The sequence below is a fragment of the Nonomuraea sp. NPDC049158 genome, from assembly GCF_040648335.1.
Lineage (GTDB): Bacteria > Actinomycetota > Actinomycetes > Streptosporangiales > Streptosporangiaceae > Nonomuraea.
In genome coordinates, this window is sequence record NZ_JBEZDM010000021.1 from 96,803 (window position 1) to 111,835 (window position 15,033).

At 72.7% G+C, this 15,033-nt stretch carries 12 protein-coding genes; 9 read left to right on the forward strand and 3 right to left on the reverse strand.

Going from position 1 to position 15,033, the window contains the following annotated elements; genetic code table 11:
* Positions 1 to 30: 30 nt before the first annotated feature.
* The 8 genes from AB0B61_RS36010 to AB0B61_RS36045 all read left to right on the forward strand — a co-directional run bounded on the left by AB0B61_RS36010 (position 31) and on the right by AB0B61_RS36045 (position 10,468).
* Positions 31 to 1,185 carry a 4-hydroxybenzoate 3-monooxygenase gene (locus tag AB0B61_RS36010; RefSeq protein WP_358441733.1) on the forward strand — a complete coding sequence of 385 codons (1,155 nt, stop codon included), beginning with the start codon at positions 31 to 33 and terminating at the stop codon, positions 1,183 to 1,185.
* Positions 1,186 to 1,204: 19 nt separating this feature from the next.
* Positions 1,205 to 1,873 (forward strand): protocatechuate 3,4-dioxygenase subunit beta, encoded by a 669-nt coding sequence (gene pcaH, locus AB0B61_RS36015; protein WP_358441735.1) that lies wholly within the window; start codon positions 1,205 to 1,207, stop codon positions 1,871 to 1,873.
* Complete coding sequence (locus AB0B61_RS36020; RefSeq protein WP_358441737.1) at positions 1,870 to 2,394, forward strand: protocatechuate 3,4-dioxygenase subunit alpha; 525 nt, start codon at positions 1,870 to 1,872, stop codon at positions 2,392 to 2,394. The genes pcaH and AB0B61_RS36020 overlap by 4 nt, the downstream gene beginning before the upstream one ends.
* A complete protein-coding gene (locus AB0B61_RS36025) occupies positions 2,384 to 4,060 on the forward strand; it encodes a lyase family protein (protein ID WP_358441739.1) in 1,677 nt (558 codons plus the stop codon). Before AB0B61_RS36020 ends, AB0B61_RS36025 begins: the two co-directional genes overlap by 11 nt.
* 8 nt (positions 4,061 to 4,068) lie before the next feature.
* Complete coding sequence (gene pcaC, locus AB0B61_RS36030; protein ID WP_358441918.1) at positions 4,069 to 5,256, forward strand: 4-carboxymuconolactone decarboxylase; 1,188 nt, start codon at positions 4,069 to 4,071, stop codon at positions 5,254 to 5,256.
* Positions 5,257 to 5,348: 92 nt separating this feature from the next.
* Complete coding sequence (locus AB0B61_RS36035) at positions 5,349 to 5,591, forward strand: DUF6229 family protein (protein WP_357951270.1); 243 nt, start codon at positions 5,349 to 5,351, stop codon at positions 5,589 to 5,591.
* 6 nt (positions 5,592 to 5,597) lie between these two features.
* Positions 5,598 to 8,531, forward strand: coding sequence for a type 2 lanthipeptide synthetase LanM family protein (locus AB0B61_RS36040; protein WP_358441742.1), 2,934 nt, complete (start codon positions 5,598 to 5,600; stop codon positions 8,529 to 8,531).
* Entirely contained in the window at positions 8,528 to 10,468 is a 1,941-nt protein-coding gene (locus tag AB0B61_RS36045; protein ID WP_358441745.1) for an ABC transporter ATP-binding protein, read from the forward strand. The genes AB0B61_RS36040 and AB0B61_RS36045 overlap by 4 nt, the downstream gene beginning before the upstream one ends.
* On the opposite strand, the gene AB0B61_RS36050 is transcribed toward AB0B61_RS36045, so the two are convergent.
* Positions 10,440 to 12,389 carry an AAA family ATPase gene (locus tag AB0B61_RS36050; RefSeq protein ID WP_358441747.1) on the reverse strand — a complete coding sequence of 650 codons (1,950 nt, stop codon included), beginning with the start codon at positions 12,387 to 12,389 and terminating at the stop codon, positions 10,440 to 10,442. The two genes, AB0B61_RS36045 and AB0B61_RS36050, sit on opposite strands and share 29 nt — an antisense overlap.
* A gap of 126 nt (positions 12,390 to 12,515) precedes the next feature.
* Positions 12,516 to 13,577, reverse strand: coding sequence for a Glu/Leu/Phe/Val dehydrogenase dimerization domain-containing protein (locus tag AB0B61_RS36055; RefSeq protein ID WP_358441750.1), 1,062 nt, complete (start codon positions 13,575 to 13,577; stop codon positions 12,516 to 12,518).
* Positions 13,578 to 13,741: 164 nt separating this feature from the next.
* Between AB0B61_RS36055 and AB0B61_RS36060 the strand changes: the two genes are divergently transcribed.
* On the forward strand, positions 13,742 to 14,737 hold the full coding sequence (locus AB0B61_RS36060; RefSeq protein WP_358441753.1) for a LysR family transcriptional regulator: 996 nt from the start codon (positions 13,742 to 13,744) through the stop codon (positions 14,735 to 14,737).
* On the opposite strand, the gene AB0B61_RS36065 is transcribed toward AB0B61_RS36060, so the two are convergent.
* On the reverse strand, positions 14,713 to 14,961 hold the full coding sequence (locus AB0B61_RS36065) for an SCO4226 family nickel-binding protein (protein WP_357643012.1): 249 nt from the start codon (positions 14,959 to 14,961) through the stop codon (positions 14,713 to 14,715). The genes AB0B61_RS36060 and AB0B61_RS36065 overlap by 25 nt on opposite strands.
* Positions 14,962 to 15,033: the final 72 nt, after the last annotated feature.

Genomic DNA, 15,033 nt, shown 5'->3' on the forward strand with positions numbered 1-15,033 from the left:
AATCGGCCGCCGAAGCAGGATGCTTCCCTCATGCGCACTCAGGTAGGGATCATCGGGGCAGGGCCCGCCGGTCTGCTGCTGTCCCACCTGCTCCACCTGCGCGGCATCTCCTCCGTGGTGCTGGAGAAGCGTGGTCGCGCGTACGTGGAGCGCCGTGTGCGCGCCGGCGTACTGGAGCAGGGAACGGTGGACACGCTGGTCGAGGCGGGCGTCGGCGCGCGGCTGCTGCGCGAGGGCCTGCCACACCGGGGCATCGAGCTCAGGTACGGCGGGCAGAGCCACCGCATCGCCTTCGAGAAGCTGGTGCCCGGCCGGACCATCACCGTGTACGGCCAGCAGGAGGTGGTCAAGGACCTGATCGCCGCCAGGCTGGAGGCGGGCGGTGACGTGCGGTTCGAGATCGAGGACGTGGCCGTGCACGGGCCGGCGGCCGAGCCGTACCTGACGTTCGGCGGCGAGCGGCTCGACTGCGACGTGATCGCCGGTTGCGACGGCTTCCACGGCGTGTCCAGGCCGTCCATCCCGCCGAGCGTTCTGCGGCTGTTCGAGCGGGAGTATCCCTTCGCCTGGCTCGGCATCCTGGCCCGGGTGGCGCCCTCGTCCGAGGAGCTCATCTACGCCAGGACCAAGCGCGGCTTCGCGCTGCACAGCATGCGCTCGCCCACGGTCAGCCGCTTCTACCTCCAGGTCCCGCCCGACGCCACCGTGGCGGAGTGGCCGGACGAGCGGATCTGGGCCGAGCTGAAGGCGCGGCTGGAGACCGTACCCGGCTTCGTTCTCGAGACCGGCGAGATCTTCGACAGGGGCGTCACGCCGATGCGGGCCTTCGTCGCCGAGCCCATGCAGTACGGCCGCCTCTACCTCGCCGGCGATGCCGCCCACATCGTGCCGCCCACCGGCGCGAAGGGGCTGAACCTCGCCGTGGCCGACGTACGCGTCCTGACCGAGGCGCTGGACCGGTTCTTCTCCACCGGATCGGCCGACCTGCTCGACGCCTACTCCGAGTCCTGCCTGAAGCGGGTCTGGCGGGCCCAGCATTTCTCCTGGTGGATGACGACTCTGCTGCACACGTTCGACTCCGACGACGACTACGGGCGGCGGCTGCAGCTGTCCTATCTGGACTACGTGACCTCCTCCGAGGCGGCAGCGACGACGCTGGCGGAGAACTACGTGGGGCTTCCATGATCAACTTCGAAGGGCGGCCATGACCCATCCTCCTTACCTGAGCCCCGGCTACCGCAGCACGATCCTGCGCGCGCCCGCGCGGCCGCCGGTGGCGTTCAGGAGCGATCCCGACGCGATCGAGCTGACCGGCCCGGTCTTCGGCCACGACGAGGTCGGCTCGCTCGACTCCGACCTGACCAGGCAGCACGCCGGGGAGCCGCTCGGTGAGCGCATCTCCGTCACGGGCCGCATCCTGGACTCCGCCGGAAGACCGGTCCGCGGCACGCTGGTGGAGCTCTGGCAGGCCAACGCCGCCGGCCGCTACGCCCACGAACGCGACCAGCACCCCGCCCCCCTCGACCCGAACTTCACCGGCGCCGGCCGCTGCCTCACCGACGAGGACGGCCGCTACCGGTTCGTCACGATCAAGCCCGGCGCCTATCCCTGGCGCAACCACCACAACGCGTGGCGGCCGGCGCACCTGCACTTCTCGGTGTTCGGGCGGGCCTTCACCGAGCGGCTCGTCACGCAGATGTACTTCCCCGGCGACCCGCTGATGCCCTTCGACCCGATCCTCCAGTCGATCCCCGACGAACCGGCCAGGCAGCGCCTCGTCTCGGCCTTCTCCATGGAGCTGACCGAGCCCGAATGGTCGCTGGGCTACTCCTTCGACATCGTGCTGGGCCGAACCCCGATGGAGCCGTCATGAACCTCACGCCCTCCCAGGACGGAGCCTTCATGAAGCTCACGCCCTCCCAGACCGTGGGGCCGTTCTTCAGCCACGCGCTGCCGTACCCGCACGATTGGGAGCTGGTGCCTCCCGGGCACGCGGGCGCGATCATGCTGACCGGACTTGTCCTGGACGGCGCCGGCGAGCCGGTGCCGGACGCGCTGCTGGAACTCTGGCTGGGGCGCACGGGCGACCGCGGCGCGCTGGTGCGGGGAGACGGGGAGGTGTCCGGCTTCGGGCGCTGCGCCACGGCTCCGGATGGTTCGTTTCGCTTCCGTACGGTCCGGCCTGAGGGGGCGTACCTGTCGCTGCAGGTGTTCGCGCGGGGGTTGCTGCGGTCGTTGCTGACCCGCGTCTACCTGGAGGATCGGCCGGATCCGCTGCTGGACGGCTTGGAGCCGGAACGGCGGGGGACACTGATCGCGACGGGGTCGGGGGACCGGTACCGGTTCGACGTGCGGCTCCAGGGGGATGGGGAGACGGTGTTCCTTGACTTCTGACGGGACCGCTGGCGGGGCTTCCGGCGAGGGCGCTGGCGGGGCTGCTGTCGACAGCGGGTTGCTGGCGCCGGTGCGGGCGGGCACCCGGGTGGAGGCGGTGACGTCGGACGCGGCCTGGCTGCGCGCCATGCTGGACGCCGAGGCGGCGCTGGCTCGTGCGCAGGGGCGCGCCGGGCTGATCCCCGGCGCGGCGGCCACCCTGATCGACCGGGTGGCCTCGGAGTTCACCGCGGACCTACCGGACCTCGCCCAGCGAGCCAGACAGGCCGCCAACCCCGTCGTCCCCCTGGTCGCCGACCTACGAAAAGCCGTCACCGCCGCCGAAGCCTCCAGCACCGCCGCCTCCGAAACCGCCGCTTCCGAAATCGCCGCTTCCGGTGCCGCCGAGGCCGGAGCAGGGGTGGCCTCCGGGGCCGGAGCAGGCACCGGTGCCGCCGCTACAGGAGGCGCTGAGGATGCGCGAGAGGCCTTCGGGGGCAGAGGGGCGGCCGTGTTCGTTCATCGGGGGGCTACCAGCCAGGACATCTGTGACACGGCTGCCATGCTGGTCGCATCGCGTGCCGTCGACCTGATCGTGGCGGAGCTGGACGAGGTCATGGACGTGCTCGCCGAGCTGGCGGAGCGGCATCGCGACACGCTGATGGCGGCTCGCACGCTGGGCCAGCAGGCGGTCCCGACGACGTTCGGGCTGAAGGCGGCGGGCTGGCTGACCGGCCTCCTGCACGCCCGCGACCGACTGGGCGCGCTACGCCTGCCCGCCCAGCTCGGCGGCGCGGCCGGCACCCTGGCCGCCCTCGTCGAAACCGCCCGCACCACCGACGCCGAAACCGCCCGGCCCGCCCACGCCGAGCCCAGCCGGCCCGCCCGGCCCGGCCACGCCGAGCCCGGCCGTGCCGACGACGCCGAATCCCCCTGTGCCGACGACGCGGAACCCGGTGGTGGCGCCGATGCTGAGCCCGGCCGCACTGCCCAGGCCGAGTCCGGTGGTGGTGAGAGTGCGCAGGTGCGGGTGCTTCGGCTGGTTGAGTTGTATGCCGAGGAGCTCGGGCTGGTCGCTCCGCTCGCGCCGTGGCATGCCGAGCGGTCCGTGGTCGCCGAGCTGGGCGCGGCCCTGGCCGGTACGGCGCGAGCGCTGGGCAAGGTGGCGACCGACGTGATCCTCATGGCCCAGACCGAGGTCGGCGAGGTGGCCGAGTCGTCCCGGGGCAGCTCTTCGGCCATGCCGCAGAAGCGCAACCCCGCCCTGTCGGTGCTGATCCGGTCGGCGGCGCTTCAGGTGCCCGCGTACGCCCAGCTGCTGGGACAGGCGGGGGAGCACGAGCGGGCCGCGGGCGCCTGGCAGGCGGAGTGGTCGCCGCTGCGCGAATGCCTCCGTCTGACCGGCGGCGCCGCGGAGACGGCCGCCGAGCTGGTGGGCGGGCTTCAGGTGTTCCCCGACAGGATGCGGGGCAACGCCCGCCTGACCGGCGGGCGCATCGTGTCCGAACGGCTCGCGGTCCACCTCGGCCGCGACGCCCTCGACGAGGCGCTGAGCCGTCCGGGCCCGCTGGAGGGACCGGAGGAACTGCTCGACCCCGAGGGCTACCTGGGCGCCGCGCCGGAACTCGTCGATCGCCTCCTGGCCGACTACCGCCAGCGCCGCGTCCCCTCCGACTACCGGAAGTGATCGTGAGCATGAAGCTGCATCACCGCGTCGACGGTCCCGCCGGAGCGCCGTTGCTGGTTCTCGGGCCGTCACTCGGCACCACGCTCGACATCTGGCAGCCGCAGCTGAGCGCGCTCACCCAGTCGTGGCGGGTGCTCCGGTACGACCTGCCGGGCCATGGCGGCTCGGCCCCCGCCGCCTCCGGCCTGACGATCGACGACCTGGCACGCGCCGTACTGGACCTGGTGGACGCCGTAGAGGACGTACAGGACGGAGAGTTCGCGGTCGGCGGCATCTCGCTCGGCGGCGCGATCGCCACCGCGATCGCGGCCGGCCAGCAGCAGCCCGGCCAGCAGCAGCCCGGCCAGCAGCAGCCCGGCCAGCAGCAGCCCGGTCAGCACGGGCGGGTGCGGAGTCTGGTGCTCTGCTGCACGTCGGCGCGGTTCGGGGAGCCGGGGCCGTGGCTGGAGCGGGCGGCACTGGTACGTGCCTCCGGCGTGGCCCAGCTCGCCCCGGTGCTGGCGGGCCGCTGGTTCACCGCCGGCTACGACGGCCGCTGGGTGACGGACATGCTGGAACACGTGGACGCCGAGTCGTACGCGGCCTGCTGCACCGCCATCGCCTCCTGCGACCTGACCGGACGCCTGGCCGCCATCACCGCCCCCACGCTGATCGTCGCGGGGGCCGACGACCCGGCCACGCCCTTGGACCAGGCTCTGACGCTGGCCCAAGGCATCCCGGGGGCGCTGCTGCGCGTGGTGCCCGGCGCGGCCCATCTGGCGAGCGTGGAGCGGGCCGACACTGTCACGTCCGCGATCGTCGGCCACCTGGGGGGCGACTCCGGTTACGCGGCCGGGATGCGTACCAGGCGCGAGGTGCTCGGCGACGCCCACGTGGACCGGGCCGTCGCCGCCACCACCGGCTTCGCCCGCGACTTCCAGCACCTCATCACCCGCTACGCCTGGGACGAGGTCTGGAACCGGCCCGGCCTCGACCGCCGTACCCGCAGCTGTATCACTCTGACCGCCCTGGTCGCCCGCGGCCACCTGGACGAGCTGGCCATGCATGTGCGCGCGGCCCTGCGCAACGGCCTGACCCGCGACGAGATCGGCGAGGTGCTCCTGCAGACGGCGATCTACTGCGGGGTCCCGGCCGCCAACGCCGCCTTCGCCGTAGCCCAGCGCGTCCTGGCGGAAGTCCAGGCGGAAGAAGACTGATCCCACGCTCGACGTCCCGGCTGCAACGGATTTGCAACGTCGGTTGGCAGCATCTTGAGCGGATCGTACGGCTCAAGGAAGGGACCGATCTCATGCCCAAACTGACCCCGGAGCAGGCCGACCGGATCGTGGCCGGATGGCGGAGCGGTACGCAGCTCGTCGAAGGATGGGACAACCCGGCGGGCCCGCTGTTCGCCAGCGGTGAGTACGCGGAAGCGGACATCACCCTCGAATCCATCCTCGCCGCGTCGGGCTGCAACCCGCCTCCCCCTCCGCTCACCGAGGGCGGCTGCGGCACCGCGTGCAGCGCCTCCGCCGGGCGCTTGTGCTGCTGACCTGACATGGGGGAATACACCGTAAGCGACACCGTGCTGGACCGCCTGCTCGAACCTTCACTGGAGCGACTGGCGGCCCGGCTCGGGTCCGTCGCGGGCCTGGCGGAAACGGAGCGCCGGGCCGTACACGCGGGCGCCGCCACGGCGCTGCTGAACACCGTGCGCATGAGGACCAACCGGGTGCTGCTCCTGGAGCTGAACGCGGCCAGGATCACCGGCAGGCTCACGGGCGCCGACCCGGAGGCCAGGTGGCGGGATTGGGAGTCCCAGGCGGCGAACCCGGAGTTCTGGGAGTCGCTGGGCGGCCACTACCCGACCCTGCTCCCACGCCTGCGACGGCTGATCGGCCACAGGTGCGCGGCGGCGATGAGCCTGGCCTGCCGCTTCGCCGCCGACCGGCCGCTGCTCTCCACCCTGTTCCGGCCGCTCGAGGGGGGCGAGCCGGAGAAGTCCAAGGGGGGTCGGCCAGGAGAGCTGGTGAGCGTCGAGTTCGGCGCGGGCGACAGCCATCGCGGCGGCCAGAGCGTGGCGATCCTGACCTGCGTCGCTGGCAAGATCGTCTACAAGCCGCGATCCGTAGCCGTGGACCTGGCGGCGGCGCGGCTGCTGGGCCGGCTGCTGGCCGATGAACCCGCCGACACCCGGATCAGGGTCCCCGACGTGGTGAGCGGCGACGGCTACGGCTGGGCCGAGCACGTCGCCCACCGGTACTGCGCCGACGACGAGGAGACGCGCTGCTTCTACCGCAACCTCGGCCACTGGCTGGCCGTGATGCGGCTGATCGGCGGCACCGATCTGCACGCCGAGAACCTGATCGCCGCAGGACCGATCCCGACCGTCGTGGACTGCGAGACGCTGTTCACGCCCCAGCCGCCGACGCGCGTCTCCGGCTACGGGCTCGCGGCGGACCGGGCGGGGGCGCTGATCGGCGGCTCGGTGCTGGGCACCGGGCTGCTGCCGGGCCGGGGGCTGGCGCTCGGCTGGCGCGGCGTCGACATGTCCGCCATCGGCTCACTGCCCGGCCAGCAGCCGGTCACGGAGCTGCCGGTCATCCTCGGTGTCGGCACCGACGAGGCGCGGATCGGCCTCGCGCCCGTACGCGTTCCGCTCTCGCTCAACCACCCGAGCCCGGAGCCCGTGCTGAGCAAGCACTGGGACCTGGTGGTGGACGGGTTCACCCGGTTGACCGGGCGGCTCAGGAAGCTCGATGAGGGCGGCGAGCTGGCGGGGTGGCTCGGGGAGTTCGCCGACCTGCCGATCCGGGTCGTACTCAGGTCCACCGAGAGCTACGCCGAGCTGCAGCGGATGCTCTGGCACCCGCACTCGCTGCACGACGAGCCCGCCGCCCGGCGGCGCGCGGCGGACCTGCTGGCCAGGCAGGCGGCCAACGCGCCCGGCCGGCCCGACGACCCCGAGGTGATCGAGGCGGAGGTCGAGGAGCTGCTGGACGGCGACGTGCCGTTCTTCGCCACCACGCCACGCCGTGGCCGGCTCACCGGGCCGCGCGGTACCCAGTGGGGTCCCGCCCAGGACCTGATCGCCGGGACGCTGGACCGGTGGCGGTCGGCCGACCTCGCGCTGGAGCACCAGGTGATCCAGTCCGCCCTGGTCAGCGCGTACCTGAACGAGGGCGGCGTGCCCGATCAACGGCGCCTGCTCCCGGCCGTACTGAACACCGACGACCTGGACCGCAGGCGGCGGGTGCTGGCCGCCGACATCATGCGATCGCTGTCCGACGCCGCCGTACGCGCCGAGGACGGCACCGTCACCTGGATCGCGCCGGTGCTCAACCCGACCGGATGGGCGGTGCTGCCGCTCGGCCTCGACATGTACGGCGGGGCGGCCGGCATCGCCGTGCTGCTGGCGGGCTATCTGCGCGAGATGGAGGCGGGACGGGCGGACCCGGTGCCGGACGTCGGGCAACTGCTGGCCGACGTGCTGCGTACCGTGCGGATGGCGGAGGAGCAGTGGGCCAAGGACCGGGCCGAGATCAAGACGCGACGGCCCGCGCCCGCCGGCGGCTATCTCGGGCTCGCCTCGCGGATCTGGGGCTGGCTGCTGCTGGTACGCCTCGGCGTGATCGAGCCGGCCGAGGCGTTCTCGCGGTCGGTCGACCTCGTCCGCGAGCTGCCCGCCGCGCTGGAGTCCGACCCGTCGCTCGACCTGGTACGCGGCATGGCGGGGGCGGTGGTGCCCCTGCTGCGGCTCCACGAGAGCGCGGGCGACGCCGACGCGGGCGACCTGGCCAGGACGATCGGCCGCAAGCTGGTGTCGGCGGCACAGGTACGCGGCGACACCGCGTGCTGGACGATCGACGGCTTCCCCGACGGCATCGGCGGCCTGGCCCACGGGGCGACCGGCATCGGCTGGGCACTGTCCCGGCTGGCGGCGGCCACCGGCGACACCGACTGCGCGACCATAGCCGAGGCCGCCTTCGCCTACGAGGAGACCCTGTACGTCCCCGAGACCGGCAGCTGGCGCGACCTGCGCGGCCCGGACCAGATCGGCGCGGCGTGGTGCCACGGGTCCGTCGGGATCGCGGCCGTGGCCGCCGACCAGCTCATGGAGGGCCGCGGCGACCCGGAACGGCTGCGTGACCTGCTGCGGCGCGCGGCGCAGGCCAGCCAGGCCGACGGCATCGGCTGGAACCACACCCTGTGCCACGGTGACTTCGGGGCCTGGGAGGTGCTGGACCTCGCCGTCACCGCGGGGCTCGGCGCGGGCGGACTGGACCGGCCCCGGCTGGAGGCCCATCTGCTCGGCAGCGTCGAGGAGCATGGGCCGGTCAGTGGGTTCGCCAGGGACGCGTTCGTTCCGGGGCTGATGCCGGGGCTCGGCGGAGTCGCGTACCAGTTGCTCCGCATGCATCCCGAATGCCCGCTGCCCTCGGTACTGCTCCCCGACCCCGGCCCGCTCTCCAGCACAGTGAAGCCGTCTTGAGCGCGTCCGCCGACGCTCATGAAGCCGTCCCCAGCGCGTCCGCCGATGCCCAGATGGTGTCGCCTTACTGGCAACTCGACGACGCGGGCGACATGGGCGTCTGGCGGATGTGCCGCCGGCTGCCGGCCACCAGCCGGGCGGTGCTCGCGATCGTGGCGCGGGCGGCGCCCCGGCAGGCCGTCACGGTCGTGCTGCTCCAGGTCGTGTCGGGAGCCGCCACGGCTTTCGGCCTGCTGGCGACCACGGGGGCGCTGGAACGGCTGCTCGCCACCGGCCCCACCGTGGAGGTGGTGGCGGCCGCGCTGCCCATGATCCTCCTCGTCGGCGGGGCGTATCTGCTGCGGGGCGCGGTCGAGACGGCCATCGCGGCCGCGTACGCCCGGCTGACGCCCGCGGTGCGCCGGATGGCGGAGGGGGAGCTGTTCGCGGCCGGGCTCCGCGTCGAGCTGGCCGCCTACGACGACGCCGGGTTCTACGACCGGATGCAGCGGGCGCGCGACCGGGGCCTGTTCCACCTCGCGCGGGCCGTGGACAACCTGGTCGACCTCGTCGGCGCGGCGCTGGCGTTCGCCGCCGCGTTCGCCGGCCTGGCCGTCCTGCACGCCGCGCTGCTTCCGGTGCTGGTGCTGGGCGTACTCCCGTCGGCCTGGACGGTGCAGCGCTCGGCCCGGCTGGCGTACGCGCACATGACCCGCACGGTCACCCTGAACCGCCGGGTCCAGATGATCACCGAGCTGGGCACGCAGCGCGAGCCCGCGCCGGAGATCCGCGCGTGCCAGGCCGAGGACTTCCTGCTGCGCGAGTACGCCGAGGTGGCCGACCCGCTGCGCGACCAGGAAGTACGGGTGAAGATCGGCCAGGTACGCGTCGGCTCCGTCGGCCGGGCGCTCACCGGGCTCATGTCCGCCATCACGTTCACCGTGCTCGGCCTGCTGCTGCAGGCGGGCTGGATCCCGCTGCCGGTGGCCGGCGGCGCGGTGATAGCCGTACGGACCGCGAACGCCGCGCTCAGCCGGCTGGTCCACTCGGCACACCAACTGCTGGAGCAGGGCATGTACGTGGCGGACTACCAGGAGTTCGTCGACGACGCCGCCTCCAGGAGCCGCGCGGCGGCCACCCGCACCTCTATGGCGCCGGCCGCGCCGGAGGTGATCACGCTGAGCGGCGTCGAGTTCGGTTACCCGGGCGGGACCCGCGAGGCGCTGCGCGGCATCGATCTCACCGTCCGCAGCGGTCAGACCATCGCCCTCGTCGGCGAGAACGGCTCCGGCAAGACCACGCTCGCCAAGATCATCGCAGGACTCTACGAGCCCACGAACGGGCAGGTCAGCTGGGACGGCGTGGACATCCGCGAGATGGACCCGCGCAGCGTCGGCGACCGGATCATGATGGTGCTCCAGGACCCGATCCGCTGGCCGCACACCGCCCGCGCCAACGTCCGAGCCGGCCGCCACGACCGCGACGACCCCGGTGACGTGGCGCTGCGCGCCGCCGCCGAGCTGGCGGGCGCCGACACCGTGGTGGCCGACCTGCCCCACGGCTGGCAGACGCTGCTCTCGAAGTACTTCCACGGCGGCCAGGAACTGTCGGGCGGTCAGTGGCAGCGGCTGGCCGTCGCCCGCGGCGTCTTCCGCGACGCGCCCGTACTGATCTGGGACGAGCCGACGGCGCCGCTGGACGCCAAGGCCGAGTTCGCCGTGTACGAGTCGCTGCGCCGCCTCGCCACTGGCCGGATCGTCATCCTGATCACGCACCGGCTGGCCAGCGTACGCAACTCCGACCGGATCTACCTCCTGCACGAGGGCGCGCTGGCGGAACAGGGCACGCACGACGAGCTGATCGCCCGATCCGGTCGCTACGCGGAGCTGTACGAGTTGCAGGCCCGCATGTACGCCGACGAACTTCCCCTCAGCGGAGCTCGTGGTTCCGGCCATTGAGCACCGGCCGCCTGTCGTGGTGGCCGAGCAGGTCGGCGGCGCGGCGGCGGTAGACCAGCTGGGTCGGGACGGGCGTGGCGGAGTACAGGGCCTCCCGCGTCACCTCGTTGGCGAACTCGTACCCGCTGCCCGTCACCACGAGCAGGCCCACCCGCAGCGCGCGCTCGCACAGCTCGGCGGCCACCTGCGGCGGCAGACCGAGCAGCTCGCCGGCCAGCGCGGGCTCGAAGGCGCCCCGGAACACCGAGGCGGCCCGCAGCAGCCGCTCCACCAGCGAGCCGGTCCGGTGAACCCGCTCGAGCACCGCCGCGCTCAACCCCGCCGGTACCCCGTGCTCACCCGCCGCCAGGCCGCGCAGCAGCTCGACGACGTACAGCGGATGGCCGCGCGTGCGGCGGAACACGTCATCCGCCCACCTGCCCTGACCGCTCCGCGTGGCCAGCCGCGCGACCGCCTGCGCGGGCAGCGGCCCCAGCTCCAGCCGGACGGCCGCGCGCCCGAGCGCCTCCATCGCGGCCGCGCCCTCCCCTGAACGCGTCGTCGCGACGACCAGCAGGCGCGTGCCGGAGACCCGGCGGGCCAGGTAGTGGACGAGCTCGACGGTCGCCGTCCCGGCCAGGTGCAGGTCCTCCAGCACCAGCAGGACCGGCTTCCTGGCCGCCAGGGCCCGCAGGAACCCGGCCACCGCCTCGTACGCCGATCTCCGCCCGGCCTCCCCGACCGTGCCGTGACGCCCCTGCCGCAGCGTCGGCGCGGCCTCCGGGATCAGCCTGGCCAGCGCCTCCGCCCCGTCACCCACCATGTCGCGCAGTACGGACCCGGCGAGACGGGTGACCGGTGGCGTCAACGCGTCGGTGAACGGCTGGAGGAAGAGCGACCGCTCGCTCTCATGGCACCGCGCCCGCAAGACGATCCCGCCGGTGGCCCGCGCGACCCGTACCGCCTCCGCGGCCAGCCGGGACTTGCCGATGCCCGCCTCACCTGCGATCAGCAGCACACCGGCCCGCCCCGACACGGCCGCCGCCCAGGTCCGGGAGATCCCGGCCACCTCCTCGGCCCGCCCTGGCAGCGCCGCCTCCGCCTCCGCCCGCGCGGCCAGCGTGGCGGCTCCCTCGTGCACTGCTCCGGCTTTTACGGCTCCCGTCAGGGGAGCGGGCGGTTGCTCGCGCAGGACCGCCAGGTGCATGGCCCGCGTCTCGGCTGCCGGATCCGTGCCCAGCTCGGCCGCCAGGAGGTCGCGCAGCCGTTCGTAGGCCAGCAACGCCCGCGCGGGCTCGCCCGCCTCGGCGTGCGCCCGCATCAGCAGCCGGTGCGCGGCCTCGTCGAACGGGTCCGCGGCCACCGCCGCCTCGGCCGCCCGCCGCGCCCGCCCCGGCTCGGCGATCCGCAGCGCCGCCGTCGCCGCCGCGTGGAGCGCCCGCCTGAGCAACCCGGCCGCCTCACCTCGTGCCGGTGCCGCCCAAGGAGCGTCGTTCTCCCCATCCAGTACGGCACCGCCGTCGAGCAGTTCGAGCGCCTGTGTCGCCGCGGCGACGGCCACGGCGGCCTCGTCCTTCGCCAACCGGCTCTCCGCCTCCGCCGTCAGCACGGCGGCCTCGTCGAGATCCACACTCACCGCCGACGGGCCGCCCAGCCGGTAGCCCCGCCTGCCGCCCGTCACGGCCTCAGGGCCGAGCGTCCTGCGCAGCCTGCTCACCAGCGTGGCGACGTTCTCGACCGGCCGCTTGGGCGGGCAGTCGTCCCATAACACCTCCACGACGCGGTCGGTGGGCACGGCGTGGCCGCGCTCCACCGCCAGCAGCTTCAGGAGCGTCCCGGCCCGGCCGCCGACCGTTTCGCGCAGACCGTCCTTCTCGACCGCGAACGAGCCCACCAGCCGGATCAGCACCCTGCTTTCGCGGCCACCTGTCCTGTCGATCATGTTCTTCCGCCGCCTCCCCGAGCCCCTCACCTTGAGGCGTGACATCGAGGGACAGGGATGTTCCACGGAGCGGCGGGTCGGCTCAGCCGGGGCGTACCCCGGTCACCTATGGCGGCAGGGGAACTCTCACCGCATACCGGCGACGCGACGTGCCGTCAGTCTCGCGTGGGCGATCGCGGTGGCGGCTTCCACCGTCGTGATGTGCTCGCGCTCCGCCCGCTCGAAGACGTCGGCGACGATCCCGCCCACGCGTTCGACTCGCGCGGTCGAGCGGGCGTCGTCGTGACCGAGGAGCCGTCCTTCCAGGTACACCAGCCCACCGGCGCTGGCGAGGAAGTCCGGCGCGTACAGGATGCCCCTTCGGGCGAGCACGTCGGCGAGGCCGGGTTCGGCGAGCACGTTGTTCGCGCCTCCGGCGATGACGCGGCACCGCAACCGCGGCAGCGTCTCGCCCGTCACCACCTCGCCGAGAGCGCAAGGGGCGAACACGTCACAGGAGGCCGAGAGGATGTCCTGCGGTGACATCCATCGCGCGCCGTACCGTTCGGCCACGTCGCGGACACGTCCATCGACGAGGTCGGCGATCAGCACCTCGGCCGACTCCGCGCGCAGGAGGCGCGCCAGCTGGGATCCCACGTTGCCGGCCCCCTGAACGGCCACGGTCACACCCGCCAGATCGCCGGAGCCGTGGGCGGCGCGCAGCCCCGCCCGGATCGATGCGAGGACGCCGAGCGCCGTGTACGGGGAGGGGTCGCCTTTGTCGCAGACGGGCGCTGTTTCGCGGCCGATGACCTCGATGTCCGCCTGCCCGGTTCCGACGTCGTTCACCGGGATGAACCGGCCGCCCAGCGTGGCGATGAACCGGCCGTGGGCGCGCAGGAGGGCTTCGGACTTGTCGCGTGCCGGATCCCCGATGACGATCCCGGCACCGCCGCCGAGATCGAGCCCGGCGGCCGCGGCTTTGAGCGTCATGGCCCGGGCCAGGCGCAGGCCGTCGGCCATCGCCGCCGCATCGCTCGCGTACGGCCACATCCGCACCCCGCCCAGCGCAGGCCCGAGCGTCGTGTCGTGAATGACGATGATCGAGCGCAACCCGGTGGCCGGGTCATTTCCGAGTACGACCTGCTCAAAGCGGTCGACCAGCTCGGAACCAGTTCGAGATCCCGCTGTCGCGAACTTCGCTTCCATGTTTCTCCTGCCCTGGTATTGCCGCTGTCGAGGATGGAGAAGGGCCACCAAGGGACAGCGGACGGCCCGTGGTGGCGTTCGACGGAACGCGGCGACCATAAGAAGACCAGGACATATGTGTCCAATACATAAATTGGCAGGAATGCATCAGCTAATCTGATGGAGTGGAGGTCGACCAGATCGCGACATTTCTCGCCATCGAGCGACATGGCGGCTTCACCCGGGCATCGGAGGCGCTGCACGTCTCCCAACCGGCGATCAGCCGGCGGATCCGTCTACTCGAACAGGAGCTGGGCGCGCCGCTGTTCGAGCGCGTCGGGCGCGGCGTCCTGCTCACCGAAGCCGGTCAGGCGTTCCTGCCCTACGCCGAGACGCTGCTCACCGTCATGCGGGACAGCCTCGACTCCGTACGAGAGCTCAGCGGCGGACGGACCGGACAGGTCGTCCTCGCCTTCGTCGGCACCCTCGCCGGTACGAGCCTCACCCGGCGGCTACGCGGCTTCCGTACCGACCATCCAGGAGTGCGGTTGCGCGTACGCACGGCGACCAGCGAGGGCGTCAGCGACCTCGTCCGCCGCGGCGAAGCGGTGCTCGGCCTGCGTTACGACGAGGACAGCCACCCGGACATCATCTCGACGAAGACGTACGACGAGGAACTCGTGGCCGTCGCCGCCCCCGACCACTCGCTCATCGCCGGGCAACACCTGGATCGCCCGCTCGCCGCCGGGCGGCGCCTGGATGCCGCACCCGATCACCCGCTCGTACCCGGGCGGCGCCTGGATCGCCGCCGACTGGCCGAGCACCCTTGGATCACCTTTCCGCCGCGCCCCGGCGAAGCCCGCCAGCCCTACGCCGACGCGCTGGAACGGCTGCTGGGCAGGGACGCGCTCACCACGACGGAGATCGTGCCGATCGACAGCCTGACGGCCCAGATCAAGATGGTCGAAGCCGGATTCGGCCTGGCCCTTCTGCCACGCAGCGGAGTCGAGGACGAGGTCAACTCCGGCCGGATCCACATTCTGGACATCGCGGAGGCCGCCTGCTCGAGCTCGATCCCGGTCGTCCTCATCCAACGACGCCACGGCTTCCTGAGCGGCGCCGCCAAAGCCCTCCGGGACCTGCTCCTGGAGGGCGATCAGAGCGACAGCGGTACGGGGTGAATCTCGTCAGCGGGGTGGCCCGACCGCTGGTGAATGCGTTGTACGGCCTCCGCGCTCGGTGCGTCGGACAGGCAGTAGATGACACCCTCCTCAGGATCCGCCCAGGTCTGCATGAAGGACACGCCCTCTTCGCCCTGGATCGCGAGGTCGGCCTCGTGCGCTTCACGGAGCTGTTCGTCGGTGATGCCCACCATGTCGTGGTGGACATCCATGAACCTCGTCATGGCATTCCTCCTGTAGACATCTGGCGCAGGTCCTTCTCAGCCTAGATCCGACATAAGTCATCAATCACCCCA

Excerpts from the sequence above, each read along its gene's own strand:
- AB0B61_RS36055 (WP_358441750.1), bottom strand. The coding sequence starts at position 13,577 with ATGGAAGCGAAGTTCGCGACAGCGGGATCTCGAACTGGTTCCGAGCTG.
- AB0B61_RS36010 (WP_358441733.1), top strand. The coding sequence starts at position 31 with ATGCGCACTCAGGTAGGGATCATCGGGGCAGGGCCCGCCGGTCTGCTG.
- AB0B61_RS36035 (WP_357951270.1), top strand. The coding sequence starts at position 5,349 with ATGCCCAAACTGACCCCGGAGCAGGCCGACCGGATCGTGGCCGGATGG.
- AB0B61_RS36040 (WP_358441742.1), top strand. The coding sequence starts at position 5,598 with ATGGGGGAATACACCGTAAGCGACACCGTGCTGGACCGCCTGCTCGAA.
- AB0B61_RS36065 (WP_357643012.1), bottom strand. The coding sequence starts at position 14,961 with ATGACGAGGTTCATGGATGTCCACCACGACATGGTGGGCATCACCGAC.
- AB0B61_RS36020 (WP_358441737.1), top strand. The coding sequence starts at position 1,870 with ATGAACCTCACGCCCTCCCAGGACGGAGCCTTCATGAAGCTCACGCCC.
- pcaH (WP_358441735.1), top strand. The coding sequence starts at position 1,205 with ATGACCCATCCTCCTTACCTGAGCCCCGGCTACCGCAGCACGATCCTG.
- AB0B61_RS36050 (WP_358441747.1), bottom strand. The coding sequence starts at position 12,389 with ATGATCGACAGGACAGGTGGCCGCGAAAGCAGGGTGCTGATCCGGCTG.
- pcaC (WP_358441918.1), top strand. The coding sequence starts at position 4,069 with ATGAAGCTGCATCACCGCGTCGACGGTCCCGCCGGAGCGCCGTTGCTG.